Origin of the sequence: Pseudofrankia coriaricola, from assembly GCF_001854805.1 — a bacterium.
GTDB lineage: Bacteria > Actinomycetota > Actinomycetes > Frankiales > Frankiaceae > Pseudofrankia.
On sequence record NZ_MBLO01000212.1, the window covers coordinates 1 to 17,115 of the forward strand.

The following is a 17,115-nucleotide window of genomic DNA, read 5'->3' on the forward strand; positions in this document are numbered from 1 at the left end:
GTCGCCCAGCCGGCCCCAGCAGTGCCGGCAGGCCGAGCTGCCGGGCGACCGTCATGACCGCGGCGACATTGCCGTGCTGAAGAGACCGAGCGATCTCGACATCTTTCTCGACATCGACCAGCGTCCGGCCCGCGAGCGCTTTCCTGAGCACGTCGATGGCCGCCGGCGGAAGGTGCGAGACGTTCGCAATGGTCTCGTTCTTGACCTTTCCGTCTTCCCGGAAGGTACGCCGCACCAGATGCGACACGTACTCCCGCGGCTCGCCGGCCGCGTTCGTCTGCCGACTGACAATCCGGTCCACGTGCATAGCACCCGTTTGCCTCGCCACGAGTCGATGATCCCATCCAGCAAGATCCCGATCAAGCAACCTACTGACTACACTTCGGACAACACAGGCCAAAGTGCCAGGCTGTGCGCGTAGCGATCTTCGAGCACTCGCAAGTTCGGTCTAGTAGCCGAAGGAATGGTTGCGTATCGGCGTCGCTGGGGTATGCACGCTGAGTGACAGACATCCGCGGGGCGTTCGGCGCGACCTGGCGCGGGGTGTCCGGCGGAGTCTCGACGACGCGTCGGCGGATCCCCGTGCTGGACCATGCGATCCGTGCCTATGGGCGATACGCCTCCGACGGCGGCGACCGGTTGGCCGCCGGCGTCACCTACTTCGCCTTCCTGTCGTTCTTTCCGATCATCGCGTTGGTCTACGCGGCGATCGGCTTCGTCGTCGACGCCTATCCCGACGCCAAGCAGGAGATCGTCAAGCAGATCAACGGCTACCTGCCGGGGCTCGCCGACAAGCTGAACGTGGCGAACCTGGGCTCGGCGAAGTTCGGCGTCGGGCTCATCGGTCTCGTCGCTCTGTTGCTCGCCGGCGTCGCGTGCGTCTCCGCGCTGCGCGACGCGATCCGGCTCATGTGGCACCAGAGCACCGACGCGGGCAACCTCGTCACCCGGCGGCTGCGCGACGTCAGCGTCCTGCTCGGTCTGGGCCTGCTGCTCATCGTGTCGCTGGTGCTCACCAGCTTCGCGACCTCGGCCAACGGGGTGCTGCTGCGGGTAACCGGCTTGGAGGGCAGCTCCGCGGCGGCCTGGCTGGCCGGGCTGCTGGGCTTCCTGCTGGCGTTGATCGCCGACACGATGGTCTTCCTGTACCTGTTCTGGCGGCTGCCGAAGGAGACGAACCGGCGCGCGGTCGTCCGGGCGGCGCTGCTCGGCGCGGTCGGTCTCGAGGTGTTCAAGCTGCTTGGCACCTGGCTGGTCGGCAAGGCGACCGGCAACCCGGTCTACGGCACATTCGCCGTCATCGTCGGACTACTCATCTGGATCAACATCCTGATGCGCTGGATACTGTTCGCCGCGGCATGGGCGGTCACCGCCCCGGGTAACTCGGACATCCACCCGTCCGGCACCGCCAGCCAGCGTCCCGACGCCGGTCAGCCGGATCACGCGGACCAGCCGGATCACGCCGGCCAGCCGGACAACGCCGGAGGGGGCGGCGCCGGGGAGGAGCGGGGCGAGACCGGCGGCCGGAGCGAGACGGACGAGACGGAGAAGTCCGGGCCGCCCAGCCCTGACGAGACGCCCGGCCAGGACGGCGGGCCTGGACAGCCCGAGCCCGACAACGAGCCCGAGCCCGACAACCGGCGCTGGGTCGCGGACCGCTTCCGCCGGGTCGTTCCGCGCCGTCATCCCGGCCGTCCCCCCGGCCAGGAGGTGCCCAGCCGCCGCGAGCAGGGCGACGGCCGGGCGGACGCGACCCCGGAGAAGACGTCGGCCGCCCCCGCCCCGGGACAGGGCGAGAGCGGCCGGCCGTAGACCGTTAGGCGCGGTCCGACCGTTAGTGATCCTGGGGACAACGGCCGCCGGGTGTGCGAAGGAAGATCATTTTCGCACACCCTTTGGCCCCCTAGACGGTCAGTGCCGCGAGGGTCTCGTTGAAGGTCACCGAGGGGCGCATGACGGCGCTGGCCTTGGCCGGGTCGGGCTGGTAGTAGCCACCGATGTCGGCCGGCGAGCCCTGTACGGCAAGCAGCTCGGCGGCGATCGTCGCCTCCTGCTCGGCCAGGGTCTTCGCGAAGCCCGCGAAGGCGGCGGCCAGCTCCTCGTCGGCGGTCTGTGCCGCGAGCTCCTGGGCCCAGTAGAGCGCCAGGTAGAAGTGGCTGCCGCGGTTGTCGATCCCACCGACGCGGCGGGCCGGCGACTTGTTCTCGTTGAGGAACGTGCCGGTCGCCCGGTCCAGCGTCTCGCCGAGCACCTTGGCGCGGGAGTTGCCGGTGACGTTCGCGAACTGCTCGAAGCTGACGGCGAGGGCCAGGAACTCGCCCAGGCTGTCCCAGCGCAGGTAGTTCTCCTTGACCAGCTGCTGGACGTGCTTGGGCGCCGAGCCGCCGGCACCGGTCTCGAACAGGCCACCACCGGCCATCAGCGGGACGACCGAGAGCATCTTGGCGCTGGTGCCCAGTTCCAGGATCGGGAAGAGGTCGGTCAGGTAGTCCCGCAGCACGTTGCCGGTGACCGAGATCGTGTTGAGGCCCCGCCGGATCCGCTCGAGCGAGTACGCGGTGGCCTCGACCGGCGGCAGGATCTCGATGGTCAGGCCCTCGGTGTCGTGCTCCGGCAGGTAGGCCTGAATCTTCTTGATCATCTGGGCGTCGTGCGCACGGTTCTCGTTGAGCCAGAACACAGCCGGGTCGCCGGTGGCACGGGCGCGAGTGACAGCGAGCTTCACCCAGTCCCGGATCGGGGCGTCCTTGACCTGGCACATCCGGAAGATGTCGCCCTTGGCGACCGGCTGCTCCAGGATCACGGCACCGGACAGGTCGACGACCCGCACGGCGCCGTTCGCCGGAATCTCGAACGTCTTGTCGTGACTGCCGTACTCCTCGGCCTTCTGGGCCATGAGGCCGACGTTCGACACCGATCCCATCGTCGCCGGGTGGTAGGCACCGTTCGCCCGGCAGTCGTCGAGGACGACCTGGTAGACGCCGGCGTAGCTGCTGTCCGGCAGCACGGCCAGCGTGTCGGCCTCGTTGCCGTCCGGCCCCCACATGTGACCGGAGGTCCGGATCATCGCCGGCATCGAGGCGTCGACGATGACATCGCTCGGCACGTGCAGGTTGGTGATGCCGCGGTCGGAGTCGACCATCGCCAGCGCCGGGCCATCTGCCAGTTCGGCGTCGAACGAGGCCTTGATTGCCTCACCCTCGGGCAGCGCCGCGAGGCCGGCGAGAACGGCGCCGAGGCCGTCGTTCGGGTTCAGGCCCGCGGCCGCGAGGGTGTCGCCGTGGGTGGCGAACGTCTTCGGGAAGAACATGCGCACGGCGTGGCCAAAGACGATCGGGTCGGAGACCTTCATCATCGTGGCCTTCAGGTGCACGGAGAACAGCACGCCCTCGGCCTTGGCCCGGGCGATCTGCTCGGTGAGGAAGGCGCGCAGCGGGCCGACGCGCAACACGGCGGTGTCGACGACCTCACCGGCGAGAACCTTGACGTTCTCCTTCAGCACGGTGGTGGTGCCGTCCGCGCCGGCCAGCTCGATGCGCAGTGCGCCGTCGGAGCCGATGACAGCCGACTTCTCGGTGCTGGCGAAGTCGTCGTGGCCCATCGTCGCGACGTTCGTCTTCGAGTCGGCGCTCCAGGCCCCCATCCTGTGGGGGTGGGTACGCGCGTAGTTCTTCACCGATGCGGGAGCGCGCCGGTCGGAGTTGCCCTCGCGCAGCACCGGGTTGACCGCGCTGCCCTTGATCTTGTCGTAGCGGGCGCGTACGTCCCGCTCCGCGTCCGTCTTCGGGTCGTCCGGGTAGTCCGGCAGCGCGTAGCCCTTGTCCCGCAGTTCGGCGACCGCCGCCTTCAGCTGCGGGATCGAAGCCGAGATGTTCGGCAGCTTGATGATGTTCGCCTCGGGCCGCAGCGCCAGCTCGCCGAGCTCGGCCAACGCGTCGCCGACGCGCTGGGACTCCTCGAGGTAGTCCGGGAAGGTGGCGATGATCCGACCGGCCAGGGAGATGTCGCGACTGTCGACGGGGACGCCAGCGGTGGCGGCATAAGCCTGGATCACCGGGAGGAACGAATACGTCGCCAGGGCCGGCGCCTCGTCGGTGAACGTATAGATGATTGTTGACTCTGTCACCGCTACTCCGCTTCGCGTCTGGTGCGTCTGGCTACCCAACGGTAGTCCCGCTCGCTTCGACCTGGCCGGGCGCTCAGGGCCGTCGCGGGCAGGTCGAGGGGCGAGCCCTGGCAGGGCACCGGCTCCGGTCTGATCGTCGCCGAGCGGCGTGGCCTTCGGCCAGGTGAGCGTCGCGGTGGTGAAGGATCGGGCGCAGGCGAGGCTACCGTGCGCGAGCTGCTCGCGGCCCGGCAGTGTGACGGGACGCTCCGCCCCGTCTGTCAGCGCGGAGCGCGGCTATGTGCCGGGGATCGGGATCGGGACCGTCAGGGTGAGGCCAATGACGGAGAGGCCCAGTACCAGGAGCGTGACCACGTCGAACAGGCGGCCCCGCACCGCGAGCATCCCGACGCTGCGCGTGGGCAGGGCGAGACGCGCCAGGGCCATCACCAGCAGAACCGCGCCGACGCCGAACAGGCCTTGCCGCCACCGCTGCTGCGTGACCATGACAAGGCCCAGCGTCACGCCGGCCAGCGCCGCCGTCAGCACGAGCTGCCGGATGAACCACGGCGAGCGGCTGCGGCGCTCGGCTGCCCGCCGCGCCTTCGCGTGGGCTCGTGAACCGGGCCGCGGGGTGGGGCCACCAGCCGTCGGATGGCGCGGCGCGGGCGGCGGCCGCTGACCTCGCGTCACGCCCGGTCCGGCCACGTTCACAGTGTAGGGAGGGATGCCACGGCCGGGCACGCGCACCCGCGTAGTGCTTCTGAGAACGGGGCCGCCGGAGGCGCGAAGGAAGAACATCGTCGCGCCTCCTTTGGCCCAAGTGCTTCTGGGACGGGCCGCCGGAGGCGCGAAGGAAGAACATCGTCGCGCCTCCTTTGGCCCAAGTGCTTCTGGGACGGGCCGCCGGAGGCGCGAAGGAAGAACATCGTCGCGCCTCCTTTGGCCAATAGGCACCCCCACCGCACAGCGCTCACCCGGACTAGGGCAGACTGCCCCGTCAGGTCCCACAGCAGGAGGAGCGTGACGTGGCAGACGAGTCGCCACACAGCAAGAAGCTTCAGGAGCTGATGTTCCGGGCGTGGGAGACGTTCGGGGACGCCCGGCACCTCGACAGCGACGACCGCGTGTTCGTCCAGGCGCTCGCGCGCCAGACCGCGGATCGAATCTCGGTCCTCTACGGCGCCTCGTGGCGCGAGGCGCTCGACTGGGTCTCGCAGCGCTACGTGCCGAACAGCGACGTGCCCGGCGGCCAGGCCAGCGCCACGGCGAGCACCAGCACCACCGCGGCCACCGGCACGACCACGACGACCGGCGCGACAAGCGCGGCTCGGCGGGGTACGGCTGCCGCGGAGTCGACAAGCGTCTGAAGCTCTGGCGCCGACCGCCCCCTTCTCCTCGACCGGCCGCCGACCGCCCAGCGCCCTCTTGCGGGCCCGGCGGCCAGTCCAGGAGAACCCCACGCGGAACCAGGCCGGGAGCGGGAGCCTCCGCCGGCCGGTGCCAAAGACCAGCGCGACGCGGCCCCTGAGTCTCCTCACCCGAACGGGGAGACAGATGACGGCCGCGCCCTGCCCCCTGACGCCCGCACGAGGCGGGAACGCCGCGCCGGCCGGCGCGGCGGCGGCAACGGGCGCGGCGGCCAGAACCGACGCCCCGGCTCCGGCGCGGGCCGGTGAGGCCGAGACCCGCCGCCCTTTCCGGCGCGTCTCGCTCCGCGATGGCGCGGCCCGCGCCCGAGTCCCTCCCTGTTCCAGGGCTCAGTGCGCGAAGTGGCGCACGCCGGTGAAGTACAGCGTGACGCCGGCCTCCCGCGCCGCGGCGACCACGAGCTCGTCGCGAACCGATCCGCCCGGCTCGACCACGGCCCGCACCCCGGCGTCGGCCAGCACCTGAAAGCCGTCGGGGAAGGGGAAGTACGCGTCGCTGGCGGCCACCGCCCCCTTCGTCCGGTCCCCGGCCCGGGTAACCGCGAGCCGGGCCGCGTCGACGCGGTTCACCTGGCCCATGCCGACCCCGACGGTCGCGCCGTCGGCGGCGATCAGGATCGCGTTCGACTTGACGGAGCGGACCGCCCGCCAGGCGAACCGCAGGTCGGCAAGCGTCGCCTCGTCGGCCGGCGCGCCGGCCTCCAGCGTCCAGGCCGACGGCTCGTCCCCGGCCGCGTCCAGCGCGTCGCGGGACTGCAGCAGCAGCCCACCGGATATCGGGCGTAGCTCCACGCCGCGCTGGTGCGGCGGAGGCGCGCACTCCAGCAGCCGAATCGACGGCTTGCGGGACAGGACGTCCAGGGCGCCCGGCGCGTAGCCCGGCGCGACGACGACCTCGGTGAAGATCTCCGCGATCTGCTCGGCGAGCTCGACGGTGACCGGCCTGTTGGTCGCGATCACGCCGCCGAAGGCCGACACGGGGTCGCAGGCGTGCGCCTTGCGGTGGGCCTCGGCGATGTCGTCCGCGATGGCGATCCCGCACGGGTTGGCGTGTTTGATGATCGCGACGGCCGGCTCGGAGAAGTCGTGGACGGCGCGGCGGGCCGCGTCGGTGTCGGTGTAGTTGTTGTAGGACATCTGCTTGCCGTGCAGCTGCTTCGCCGTCGCCAGCCCCGGGGTCCGGTCGTCGGTGGCGACGTAGAGGGCGGCTCGCTGGTGCGGGTTCTCGCCGTAGCGCAGCACGTCCGAGCGCCGCCACTGGGCCGTCAGCACGTCTGGCCAGCCGGTCTGGCTCGCGGTCTCGTCCGGAGCGACGACGCTCGCGAACCAGGACGCGACCGCCGCGTCGTAGCCGGCGGTGTGGGCGAACGCCCTGGCGGCGAGCCGGCGGCGCGTGCCGAGGTCGAAGCCGGCGCCTCCGACCGCCTCGATCAGCGCCGGGTAGTCGTCCGGCTCGACGACGACCGCGACCGACGCGTGGTTCTTCGCCGCGGCCCTGATCATCGCCGGGCCGCCGATGTCGATCTGTTCGACCGCCTCGTCCTCGGTCGCGCCGGCGGCCACCGTCTCCCGGAACGGGTACAGGTTGACGACGACCAGGTCGAACGGCTCGATGTCGAGCTCGGCCAGCGCCTCGGCGTGCTCCGCCTGGCGCAGGTCGGCCAGCAGGCCCGCGTGGACCCGGGGGTGCAGGGTCTTCACCCGGCCGCCGAGAACCTCCGGGAAACCGGTCAGCGTGCTCACCGGGGTGACGGCGAGGCCGTGTTTGGCCAGTACCTCGGCCGTGGAGCCCGTCGACACGACCTCCACCCCGGCCGCCTGGAACGCCTCGGCGAGGTCACCCAACCCCGACTTGTCGTAGACGCTGACCAGCGCCCGGCGCAGCCGCCGACGCCCGGTAGCGACGACCTCGGCACCCAGCGCGGCACCGGCGGCCGAGGACTCCGCCGCCGGGCCGTCGGCCCCAGCTGGGACCGTCGTCGGATCCTGCGGCCTCGTCATAGTTCCTCCTTGTTGACCATGCATTCCACGCGGTCTCCACGCCGCCAGAAGACCCCTTCGCGCGCTTACCAGCGGCGGGAGGCGTCCTGGCGGATCGCGGCCTCCGACGGCCGCCCTCGCGCGATCTCACCGATCGTGGTGACGTACAACCCGCGTTCGACTGCCTGGATCCGGGTGCGCAGGATGTCCTCGGTATCGCCTGGTAGGACGTCCACCGCCGCCTGGGCGATGATCGGCCCGGTGTCGACCCCTTCGTCCACCCAGTGCACAGTGACTCCGCTGACCTTCACGCCGTGTGCCAGCGCCTCGCGGATCGCATGGGCGCCCGGAAACGACGGCAGCAGGGACGGATGGGTGTTGACCGTGCGGAACCGCCCGACGACCTGCTTGTCGAGAATCTTCATATACCCGGCGAGCACCAACAGGTCGGGACGCTCGGCCGCGATCCGGTCCGCCGTCGCGGCGTTGAACGCGTCCCGGTCGGGGTGGTCCGCCAACCGGACGGTGAACACCGGCACGCCAGCCGCCAGTGCGCGGCGCTCGGCGCCGGTACCCGTCCGATCCGTGCCGACCGCGACGACCCGCGCACCGTAGGCCGGGTCCTGACAGGCGTCCAGGACCGCCTGCAGGGTGGTGCCAGCGCCCGACGCGAGAACGACCAAGCGGGCAGGCACAGAACCCTCCGGAGGCAACAGGGGCGGGGCGCGAAGCGCCCCGTCATCGGCGCTTCGCGCCCTCTTGACGTGGTCAGGGACCGGGTAGCCAGGAATCGGGTGCATTGCCGACCGGTCCGCCAGCGCGGCCCGGGGCGGTGACTCGACCCCCGACTGTACTGACTTGCCCCCTCCAGACGCGGCCATCCGCGCTACCCGCGCAACGCGTCGGCGGGGTACCAGAACTGCTGGCCGAACGAGAGGCCCAGGTCCAGCTCGAAGTCCGGGTCGGGCGGTCCCGCGCCGTCGCGGCGGCCGTCAGGGGCCAGGCAGCCCTGGTCATGGCGGTCCCGGTGGCGGCAGCCGCCCAGCCCGCCGCCCGCGTCCAGGCCCGGGTCGAGGACGCCGTGGTCGAGGCCGTCCAGCAGATCGCCGGGGCGGCACAGGTACAGCTCGGCGAGGCGGGCCAACGCGAGCGGCGACGGCGCACGGCCACCGGGCGCGGGCCAGGTTTCCCAGTAGCTGAAGGACTTGCCAGTCTTCGGGGAGTCCGGCCACCGCTCGTTCCAACGCCGAGCCGCGTCCTCCTGCGTCCAGCCGTGCGCCAGCCGGAACGCGAGCCGGGCGCCCAGGCCCTGGGCCAGCTGCCAGTGCGCGGCGATCCGCCGGTAGGACCAGCCCAGGGCACGCAGGTCGGTCGACTGGGCACGAATCTGTGCCGCGGTGGGTGCCATGACGGCCTCCCCGGACTCCAGGCGGGCATCGCGGGCCGGCCGCGCCGCCCGCTAGCCGGTCACAGGCGGCGAGCCCCGCGAGCTCCGGTGGGCGGCTGGCCTCTCCGGGCGTCCGCCCGGACAACGATCACACCGTAACGACCAGCTACGACACCCGCGGTCCTCTCCGGCGCGCGGTCACGAGGCCCGACGCGGGACGACGCGGGAAGGGCGAAGCCGCGCGCCGCGCGGGGCCCTGGGCCAGGCGCGGACAGGCGCGGTACGGATGCTAGGGACGACGGCGGACGAGCTCGGCGACGCTGGTCACCAGAGCGCCGGCCATCCCGACCTCCGCCGCGGCCGCGAGTATCGCCCAGCCAGGCGCGGGCCCGAACGTGGATGCCGCCTGGGTACCTATGCCACCGCCGGACAGCGCCGCGAGCAGCCCGACCAGCAGCGCGCAGGCGGCCGCGCCGGTGAGCACCATGCCGAGGCGGCCGAACAGGGTGGCGCCGGGGATGGCCCGGCGCACCGACAACGCGAGCGCCGTCCCGGCCGCGAGCGGCGCCACGGCGAGCACGAGCCAGGCCCAGCCGGGGAGAGGGGCTGAGGGCAGCAGCCGCAACACCGGCAGGTCCGGCAGGGTGGTCGGGGCGGCGGACGTCGGGGTCACGGTGACGGTGGGCCCGGCGGCGAATCCGGTGCCCAGCGCGTAGGAGCACGCCCAGATGGCCAGGTTGGGCAGCAGTACGAGCTGGACCGCGAACAGCCCGACCCCCCCGACCAGGCCCGGGTCCAGCCCGCTGGCGACGCCGGACACCCTGCCCGCCCGGACGAGCAGGAGCACGCACAGGCCCAGCGCGCCGACCGCCACGAGCGCGGCCGTCGCCGCGAGCCCGCCGGCCAGGGGCACTCGCAGCATCACCGGCACCCGCCGCCAGGCCGTGCCGAGACGGCGGTAGCCGGCCAGCACGCCGATGGTCGCGCCCAGGCCCGACAGGCCGGCCGCGCCCAGCGCCGCCGAGCTGGGCACCGGCCGTGCCATCGGGCTCGACGCGGCCCAGCAGACCACGCAGACCAGCGCGGTCTGCGCGAACACCACGGCCACGATGTCCAGGAGCACCCGGCGCGGCCGGACCCGGCGGCGCGCCGCCGTCGAACGCGCGCCGCCGGGACCGGCCGGCAGCGGCACGAAGTCGGCGAGGCCGGGAATCCGGGAGCGCAGACCCGACCCGACCCGGCCCGCGAGACCCGCGGCGACGTCGACCTCCCGCGGCGCGCGCGAGACGGCCCCGCCCGCCCGGGCGGCGGCCAGCCGGTAACCGGACGAGGCCGCGAGCAGGACGGGCAGAGCGGCCAGCCCCAGCGGGAGGACGCGGACGTCGCCGTCCGGGAGCCGCAGGGTCGTGCCGTGCGCGAGCAGCCAGAGGTCGGCGCCGACCCGCAGCGCGGCGCCGGCACCGGCGCTCGACCTGGTGTCAGCTCCCCACGCGACCAGCACCAGCAGCTGCACGGCGACCAGCCCTGCCGCGCAGGCCACCGCCGGCCCAGGCAGCGCGACGCCGAACGCGTGCGCGAGCCTGGCGAGCCGGGTCAGCCGAAGCGCCGCGGCACCGCGCGAGGCGACAGGATGGGCCACGGGACGACGCTCGCACGCTCACGCCGCCACACCGGGCCAACACGCCGGGGCATAGCCGGAAATGACCGATCCAGCCGATATCACCGCATGGCGGGCAGTCCACGCCCCACGGTCAAATCGTCCAGGATGGGCCGCTGGGCCGTCCTCCCAGCTGGTCGATCTTCGGCGGTCTTCAGCACGTTCCGGGGCTTTGGATGACTGGTGTCACCGACGAGCTTCCGGGCGCCAAGGCCCGCCGCCGCCGGGGGGAGCGCAAACGACCTGCCTGCTGCCGCGGATCGCTCGTGAGAGGGCCTCGGCTGGGCTAGCTGGGCTGCTGACCATAAGGGGCGCCGGCCTGCGGCGGCTGCTGCCGCCCCGGGTCGTACCCAGGTGCCGGGGCCTGGCCATAACCCGGCGCGGGAGTCTGCGGCGGCTGGCCGTAGGGCGACGGCTGACCATACGGCGCGGGCGGCTGGCCGTAGCCCGGCGCGGGCGTCGGCGTCGCTGTGGGTATCGGTGTCGGCTGGCCGTAACCGGGAGCCGGCGTTGGCTGGCCATAGCCCGTGGCCGGTGGCTGGGGGTAAGGGGCGGCTGGCTGCGGCCCGTAGGGCGCCGGCGCCGCGCCCGGGTGTCCATAGGGCCGCCCATAGGGCTGGCCGTAGGGAGGCCGCTGCTCCCAGGGCGCGCCGGTCACCGGCCCGCGGCCGGGGATCTGCTCGCCGCTGGCGAGCAGTCCGACGACGCTGAAGCCGGTCAGCGCAGCGGCCCCGATCAGGCCGAAGTACAGACCGAAACGCGAGTCCCAGGGGTGGACGGTGACCAGCCGGATGAGGATGAAGAGGGTCGCGATGGCGCCCAGGATCACGGTGAGCAGCGCTGGGCCCACCGGGCCGATCGCGGGCAGCCTCAGGTTGGCGACCATTCGGGCGGCCACCAGGCCCGCGGCGGCAAACGAGAGCACGATCGCGAACACGGCGAGCGGGCCGCTGGCCCAGCCCATGTGGATGCTGCCCCGGTAGTAAAACCAGTCGATCCCCATCCACGGCAGGAAACTGGAGATCAGCACCACCAGGCCACCGGCCACGACGCCGACGTCACTGGTGACGACGTCGCGACCAGCGATCTTCACCATCGGGACCAACCCCACTTCGTCCGGAATGCCCAAGCGCCGGACCCAAGTTCATCAAGCACCGCCGCGGAAGTCTTCTGTATTCTCCCCGCGCCGTCGCCGCCGCGCCCGGGCAGGCCCGCTTCCCACTGCCGGGGCGAGGCGCTGGGCGCGCTCGCCCCGTGTCGGGCGCTGAGCGCCCTCCTCGCGTGGTACCGGGCCCTGGCATATGGCGGTGGTAGGGCTTGGACCGGGCTGACGACGCGGCTGGGCTGGCGCCGCGCCGATGCGCCGTCACCAGTTGTGGCCGAGTTGCGCTTACTGGTCGCTGGAACAGCGTCGCGACCCGCCGCGGCTAGACATTCGAGCTGATGGATGTCTGTTGCCGCGCTGGGAGCGCACATGGACGAGCCGATGCCCAACGGCGCCTCGCCAGCTCGCGCACCGTCACAGCCAACGGGCCCAGTTCAGGGATGCCGCCAAGGGGACACTGCCGGCCCAACCCGCCTCACCCGCTGGGACCGGCGCGGGCCACGGCCACATGCGCTGGGTCCGCGACCAGACCGGTCGGGTGTGGCGGGGGCCTGGGGCGCCCCGCCACACCCGACGGTTGTTGTGGAGACGAGGCGCTCCGCGCCGTGCCCTACAACGACCGCATGATGTCGGCCATCAGACGAGCCGTCTCCGACGGCGTCTTGCCGACCCGCACGCCCGCCTTCTCCAGCGCTTCCTTCTTCGCCTGCGCGGTGCCGGATGAACCGGAGACAATCGCGCCGGCGTGCCCCATCGTCTTGCCCTCCGGCGCGGTGAAGCCCGCGACATAGCCGACGACCGGCTTGGTGATGTGCGCCTCGATGTGCGCGGCCGCCCGCTCCTCGGCGTCGCCACCGATCTCACCGATCATCACGATCGCGTCGGTCTCGGGGTCGGCCTCGAACGCGTCGAGGGCGTCGATGTGAATGGTCCCGATGACCGGGTCACCGCCGATGCCGACGCCGGTCGAGAAGCCGAAGTCGCGCAGTTCGTACATCATCTGGTAGGTCAGCGTGCCGCTCTTGCTGACCAGGCCGATCCGCCCTGGCGGCGTGATGGTGGCCGGGATGATGCCGGCGTTCGACTTGCCGGGGCTGATGATGCCGGGGCAGTTCGGGCCGATGATGCGGGTCTTGCCCTTGCCCTGCGCGTAGGCGAAGAACTCGGTGGTGTCGTGCACCGGGACGCCCTCGGTGATGACGACCGCGAGCGGGATCTCCGCGTCGACGGCCTCGATCGCGGCGTCCTTGGTGAACTTCGGCGGGACGAAGATGACGGAGACGTTGGCCCCGGTCTTCTCCATAGCCTCGGTGACGGACGCGAACACCGGCACGCCGTCCTGGGACTGGCCTGCCTTGCGTGCGTTCACGCCAGCGACGATGGCGGCGCCGGACGCCGCCATGCGCTTCGCGTGCTTGCTGCCTTCGGAGCCGGTGATGCCCTGCACCACGATGCGGCTGTTCTCGTCGAGCCAGATGGCCATTGCGAGCGGTTCCTTTCACCCAGGCCGAAGGGGTGCGGTCGGGTTCTCCGTCGCGCCCCGGAAGCCTGCCGGGTAATTGTCAGGCCGCGGCGGCGGCGAGCTCGGCGGCGAGCTTCGCCGCGCCGTCCATGGTGTCCACGGGCTTGACGACCGCAAGGTTGGCCTCGGCGAGGATCCGCCGGCCCTCCTCGGCGTTGTTGCCGTCGAGGCGGACCACCAGCGGGGTGGTCACCTCACCGACCAGTTCGAGGGCCTTGATGATGCCGTTGGCGACCGCGTCGCAGGCGGTGATGCCGCCGAAGATGTTGACGAAGACGCTCTTGACCGACGGGTCGGAGAGAATGATCGACAGGCCGTTCGCCATGACCTCGGCCGAGGCGCCGCCGCCGATGTCGAGGAAGTTCGCCGGGCGCTGCCCGCCGAACTCCTCGCCGGCGTAGGTGACGACGTCGAGGGTCGACATGACCAGGCCCGCGCCGTTGCCGATGATGCCGACAGAGCCGGTCAGCTTGACGTAGTTGAGGCCCTTTTCCTTGGCTTTCTGCTCCAGCGGGTCGACCGCCGAGACGTCGACGAGCGCCTCGTTCTCCGGGTGGCGGAAGTCGGCGTTCTCGTCCAGGCTCACCTTGCCGTCGAGCGCGATCACCTGGCCATCGCCGGTGAGGATGAGCGGGTTGACCTCGACCAGGGTGGCGTCCGCCTTGACGAAGGTCTCCCACAGCTTGACCAGCAGCTCGGCCGCGCCGTCGAGGGCGGCCTCCGGGAGCTTGGCGGCGACGGCGATCTCGCGGGCCTTCGCGAGGTCGACGCCGGTCAGCGGGTCGAGGTGGATCCGGGCGAGGGCCTCGGGCTTGGTCGCCGCGACCTCCTCGATCTCCATGCCGCCTTCGCGCGATGCCATCGCCAGGAAGGTGCGGTTCGCGCGGTCCAGCAGGAACGACGCGTAGTACTCCTCCGCGATGTTGCTGGCCTGCTCCACCAGCACCGAATGCACGGTGTGACCCTTGATGTCCATGCCGAGAATGGCGGTCGCCTTCTCGTACGCGTCCTCCGGCCCGTCGGCTACCTTGACGCCGCCGGCCTTGCCGCGGCCACCGGTCTTGACCTGGGCCTTCACGACGACTTTGCCGCCCAGCTCCGCGGCGATCGCGCGGGCCTCGTCGGGGGTTGTGGCGGTCTTGCCGGTGGGCACCGGGACGCCATGCTCGGCGAAGAGTGCCTTCGCCTGGTATTCGAAGAGATCCACGGTCCGTCCAGTCGGGTGCGGTCGGTCAGGGGATGCACGGAACGGATGCGAGCCTACTGACGCACCTGCCGTGACGCGCGCCTGCGCGGCGCGGCCCACAAATGACTCCGCACCATCCAGGTGACGCTGTGGCGCCGTGAGTGAGCCGAGCCGCGCGGTACGGGGCGGCCCCGGACCGGCTCCATGACCGCTCACCGATCATCCGGGGCACCGGAGCTGCCCGCGCGCGCGGCAGAACCGTACAAAACCGCCCGCGACGCCCCCGCCGGGGTGTCCGCGGCGGCGGGGGGCACCTGCCAGCAACCGCAGGCATCAACCGACGGCGCGCCGCCGAGAGCCGGCGCATATGTCCGATCTCACACGGTGTGATTTGTAATGGGCGTGGCGCCCGATGGGCGGACGCCGCCGGCCTCAGCCGTGCCCCGCGGCGTACCCCAGAAACAGCACCGCCAGGACGAGGCCCGGCCAGCCGAGCACGATGCCCACCGCCGCGAGGCGGTCGCCGCGCCGCGGGCCGCCCTGGGTGACGGCCCGGGCGCGGTAACCGAGGTAGATACCGGCGACGCTGCCAACCCCGAACAGCCACAGGACGGCGAACACCGCCGAGAACACCGCGGGAAGGTTCCACCCCGGGCTGGCCGGGCGACGGCTGGCCCTGCGGCCCCCTGCCGGCCGGCCGGTCGACGGCCCCGGCCGAGGGCTCACCGCCCCCAGGACGGCCCCGGCCGGGTACCGCTCAAGCTCCGCTCCGGCCGCCCGCTGACGGCCCTGCTGGCCGCCCGGTGGGTGATCCGCTGGCGGCTGTGGCCACGCGCGCGGTGCCGGCGGCTCGCCGCCCTCCGATGGAAGCACCGGCGGCGGCGACGGGCGGAACGCGTCGGCGGGCGGTGGCATGCCCAGCGAGCCGGCGCGGGCCGATCGCCAGTCCCCGTCGGGCGTCCGCGGGGCCGGCGGTGGCGTCGGCCCGGGGCTCGCACCGCCCCCGTGGGCGGCCTCCGAATACGGCGGCTCCCTGTACGGCGGCTGCGCGAGCGAGCGTTCAGAGTCGGAGTACGTGGGATCCGCGTACGGAGCCTCGGCACCGGCGGAACCGGAGTGCGCCGGACCCGGGTACGAAGTGTCCGGGTACGGAGCGCCGGAATAATAAGGAGGTTCGGAGTGCCGCGACTCCCGGCGAGGAGCCTCCTCGTATGACGAGGGCGGGTCGTACCGGTGGTCCAGCTGGGACGGCCGCCAGTCCCCCGGATGTCGTTCCAGCGGCTGGGCGGGCACCGGCCATGCCGGGGCCGGCGGCCAGGCCTCGTTCGCGTACGGACGTCGCGACGGCATCGGCTCCGGAGCGGGTGACGGCCGGGGCGTGGGCGCCGGCGGCAGGGCTGGTGTCGGCGGGGGGAAGGACACCGGCGGCGAGACAGGCACCGGCGACGCCGAGGCCGCTCGCTCTCCCTCGCCCTGGTGCCCAGCCGAGCCGCGCTGTCCACCGGCGCCGGGTAACTGCCCGGACCAGTCACGTTCCAGCACCGTCTCGATCGCGCGGTGCGCGTCACTCCTGCTGCGCACCGGCTGGCCGCTGAGCACGGCGAGCAGCGCCACCGCCGACGGGCGAAGCCGTGGCTCCTTCTCCAGCGCCGGCACGACGGTGTCGGACAGGTAGCCGGGCAGGTGCTCCAGGTCCGGCGGGTCGCGCTGGATGCGGAACGCGAGCGCCTCGGCCCGGTCGGCGTGGAAGGGGTGCCGGCCTGTCGCCGCGTAGGCGACGCAGCAGCCCCAGGAGAAGATGTCTGCCGTGGGGCCGGCCTGCTCGCCACGCATCTGCTCGGGCGCCATCCAGGCCAGCGTCCCGACGACATGGCCGGACCGGGTAAGCGTCGCGTTGCCGTCCAGTTGCGCGATCCCGAAGTCGATGACCTTGGGGCCGTCCCAGGCGAGCAGGATGTTCGACGGTTTGAGGTCGCGGTGAACGACGCCCGCCTCGTGGATCGCCACCAGCGCGTCGGCGAGCCCGGCGGCGAGTCCCCGTACCAGGCGCTCGGGCAGCGGGCCGCGCCGGCGGACCGCGTCGGCCAGGCTGATGCCCTCCACGTACTCGGTGACCATCCATGGCCGGTCGGCGGCGGTGTCGGCGTCGAGCACCGTCGCGACCGCGCCGCCGCGGACCCGCTGCGCGGCCCTGACCTCCCGTTGGAAGCGGCGGCGGAACTCCACGTCCTCCGACAGCTCGGCGGAGGCGACCTTCACCGCGACCGGCTGCTGCCGGTCGGTGAACGCCAGGTAGACGCTGCCCATGCCGCCCTCACCGATCCGGTTCTGCAGCCGGTACGGACCGATGGCGATGGGGTCGTCGTCCGTGAGCGGTGTGAGCATGGCCCCCCTCGCGCTGACCGGAGCGGCGGCGGCGTGTGGACGCCCCGTCGGACCAGCGGTGCCGGCCGCCTCGCGGGGCCGGCCTCCGGCCGATGTCCGCCGCCGAATGCCGACAGCACCGGCTACCAGGGCATGGACCCCGCGACCAGCTGGCTGGACCGCTTCCAACCGGCTGGACAGCCCGGGCCGAAGTAGGCATCCGGACGCTACCGGCATATAGCGACTCCGGACAGTATGCACGCCCCTCCACAGCCCCACGCGCGCACATCGCCACGGAGGTGGGGCGCGGCATCACGCCCCGCCGTACGCCGCGGCGTACGGCGCCGGAGCCAGGCATTCTGTTCTGGGCCGGCCGCTG

Annotated in this window: 13 protein-coding genes; 2 read left to right on the forward strand and 11 right to left on the reverse strand. The window is 72.4% G+C overall.

Annotated features, from left to right (window positions below; translation table 11 throughout):
• Window positions 1–307: IS1634 family transposase N-terminal domain-related protein (locus BCD48_RS24155; RefSeq protein ID WP_491677168.1), on the reverse strand; the 307-nt coding region annotated here is incomplete at its 3' end.
• 194 nt (window positions 308–501) lie between these two features.
• On the opposite strand from BCD48_RS24155, the gene BCD48_RS24160 reads away from it, so the two are divergent.
• Window positions 502–1,812, forward strand: coding sequence for a YhjD/YihY/BrkB family envelope integrity protein (locus tag BCD48_RS24160; protein WP_083419117.1), 1,311 nt, complete (start codon window positions 502–504; stop codon window positions 1,810–1,812).
• 91 nt (window positions 1,813–1,903) lie between these two features.
• On the opposite strand, the gene BCD48_RS24165 is transcribed toward BCD48_RS24160, so the two are convergent.
• Both BCD48_RS24165 and BCD48_RS49605 read right to left on the reverse strand, forming a co-directional pair.
• Window positions 1,904–4,126, reverse strand: coding sequence for an NADP-dependent isocitrate dehydrogenase (locus BCD48_RS24165; protein ID WP_071050669.1), 2,223 nt, complete (start codon window positions 4,124–4,126; stop codon window positions 1,904–1,906).
• Window positions 4,127–4,402: 276 nt separating this feature from the next.
• Window positions 4,403–4,855, reverse strand: coding sequence for a DUF3017 domain-containing protein (locus tag BCD48_RS49605; RefSeq protein WP_241841954.1), 453 nt, complete (start codon window positions 4,853–4,855; stop codon window positions 4,403–4,405).
• A gap of 278 nt (window positions 4,856–5,133) precedes the next feature.
• Here BCD48_RS49605 and BCD48_RS24175 point away from each other — a divergent pair, with 278 nt between their 5' ends.
• Window positions 5,134–5,475: a hypothetical protein gene (locus BCD48_RS24175; protein ID WP_071050670.1), complete on the forward strand. Its 342-nt coding sequence runs from the start codon at window positions 5,134–5,136 to the stop codon at window positions 5,473–5,475.
• A gap of 390 nt (window positions 5,476–5,865) precedes the next feature.
• Here BCD48_RS24175 and purH read toward each other — a convergent pair whose 3' ends face one another.
• The 8 genes from purH to BCD48_RS24215 form a co-directional block, all read right to left on the reverse strand.
• Window positions 5,866–7,536, reverse strand: a complete 1,671-nt coding sequence (gene purH, locus BCD48_RS24180; protein WP_116271644.1) for a bifunctional phosphoribosylaminoimidazolecarboxamide formyltransferase/IMP cyclohydrolase — start codon at window positions 7,534–7,536, stop codon at window positions 5,866–5,868.
• Between the two features lie 65 nt (window positions 7,537–7,601).
• Complete coding sequence (gene purN / locus BCD48_RS24185) at window positions 7,602–8,210, reverse strand: phosphoribosylglycinamide formyltransferase (RefSeq protein WP_071050671.1); 609 nt, start codon at window positions 8,208–8,210, stop codon at window positions 7,602–7,604.
• Window positions 8,211–8,401: 191 nt separating this feature from the next.
• Window positions 8,402–8,923 carry a helix-turn-helix domain-containing protein gene (locus tag BCD48_RS52495; RefSeq protein WP_198543368.1) on the reverse strand — a complete coding sequence of 174 codons (522 nt, stop codon included), beginning with the start codon at window positions 8,921–8,923 and terminating at the stop codon, window positions 8,402–8,404.
• A gap of 268 nt (window positions 8,924–9,191) precedes the next feature.
• Window positions 9,192–10,541 (reverse strand): cell division protein PerM, encoded by a 1,350-nt coding sequence (locus BCD48_RS24195; protein ID WP_071050672.1) that lies wholly within the window; start codon window positions 10,539–10,541, stop codon window positions 9,192–9,194.
• Window positions 10,542–10,845: 304 nt separating this feature from the next.
• Window positions 10,846–11,655, reverse strand: a complete 810-nt coding sequence (locus BCD48_RS24200; protein ID WP_083419118.1) for a hypothetical protein — start codon at window positions 11,653–11,655, stop codon at window positions 10,846–10,848.
• A gap of 619 nt (window positions 11,656–12,274) precedes the next feature.
• Window positions 12,275–13,147, reverse strand: a complete 873-nt coding sequence (sucD, locus tag BCD48_RS24205; RefSeq protein WP_071050673.1) for a succinate--CoA ligase subunit alpha — start codon at window positions 13,145–13,147, stop codon at window positions 12,275–12,277.
• Window positions 13,148–13,226: 79 nt separating this feature from the next.
• Window positions 13,227–14,393 carry an ADP-forming succinate--CoA ligase subunit beta gene (sucC, locus tag BCD48_RS24210; protein WP_071050674.1) on the reverse strand — a complete coding sequence of 389 codons (1,167 nt, stop codon included), beginning with the start codon at window positions 14,391–14,393 and terminating at the stop codon, window positions 13,227–13,229.
• A 411-nt stretch (window positions 14,394–14,804) separates the two neighbouring features.
• Window positions 14,805–16,757, reverse strand: a complete 1,953-nt coding sequence (locus BCD48_RS24215; RefSeq protein ID WP_071050675.1) for a protein kinase domain-containing protein — start codon at window positions 16,755–16,757, stop codon at window positions 14,805–14,807.
• Between the last annotated feature and the right edge of the window lie 358 nt (window positions 16,758–17,115).

Bases quoted from the DNA above. Each gene is read 5' to 3' on its own strand.
- purH (WP_116271644.1), bottom strand. From the start codon at position 7,536: ATGACGAGGCCGCAGGATCCGACGACGGTCCCAGCTGGGGCCGACGGC.
- sucD (WP_071050673.1), bottom strand. From the start codon at position 13,147: ATGGCCATCTGGCTCGACGAGAACAGCCGCATCGTGGTGCAGGGCATC.
- BCD48_RS52495 (WP_198543368.1), bottom strand. From the start codon at position 8,923: ATGGCACCCACCGCGGCACAGATTCGTGCCCAGTCGACCGACCTGCGT.
- BCD48_RS24200 (WP_083419118.1), bottom strand. From the start codon at position 11,655: ATGGTGAAGATCGCTGGTCGCGACGTCGTCACCAGTGACGTCGGCGTC.
- BCD48_RS24215 (WP_071050675.1), bottom strand. From the start codon at position 16,757: ATGCTCACACCGCTCACGGACGACGACCCCATCGCCATCGGTCCGTAC.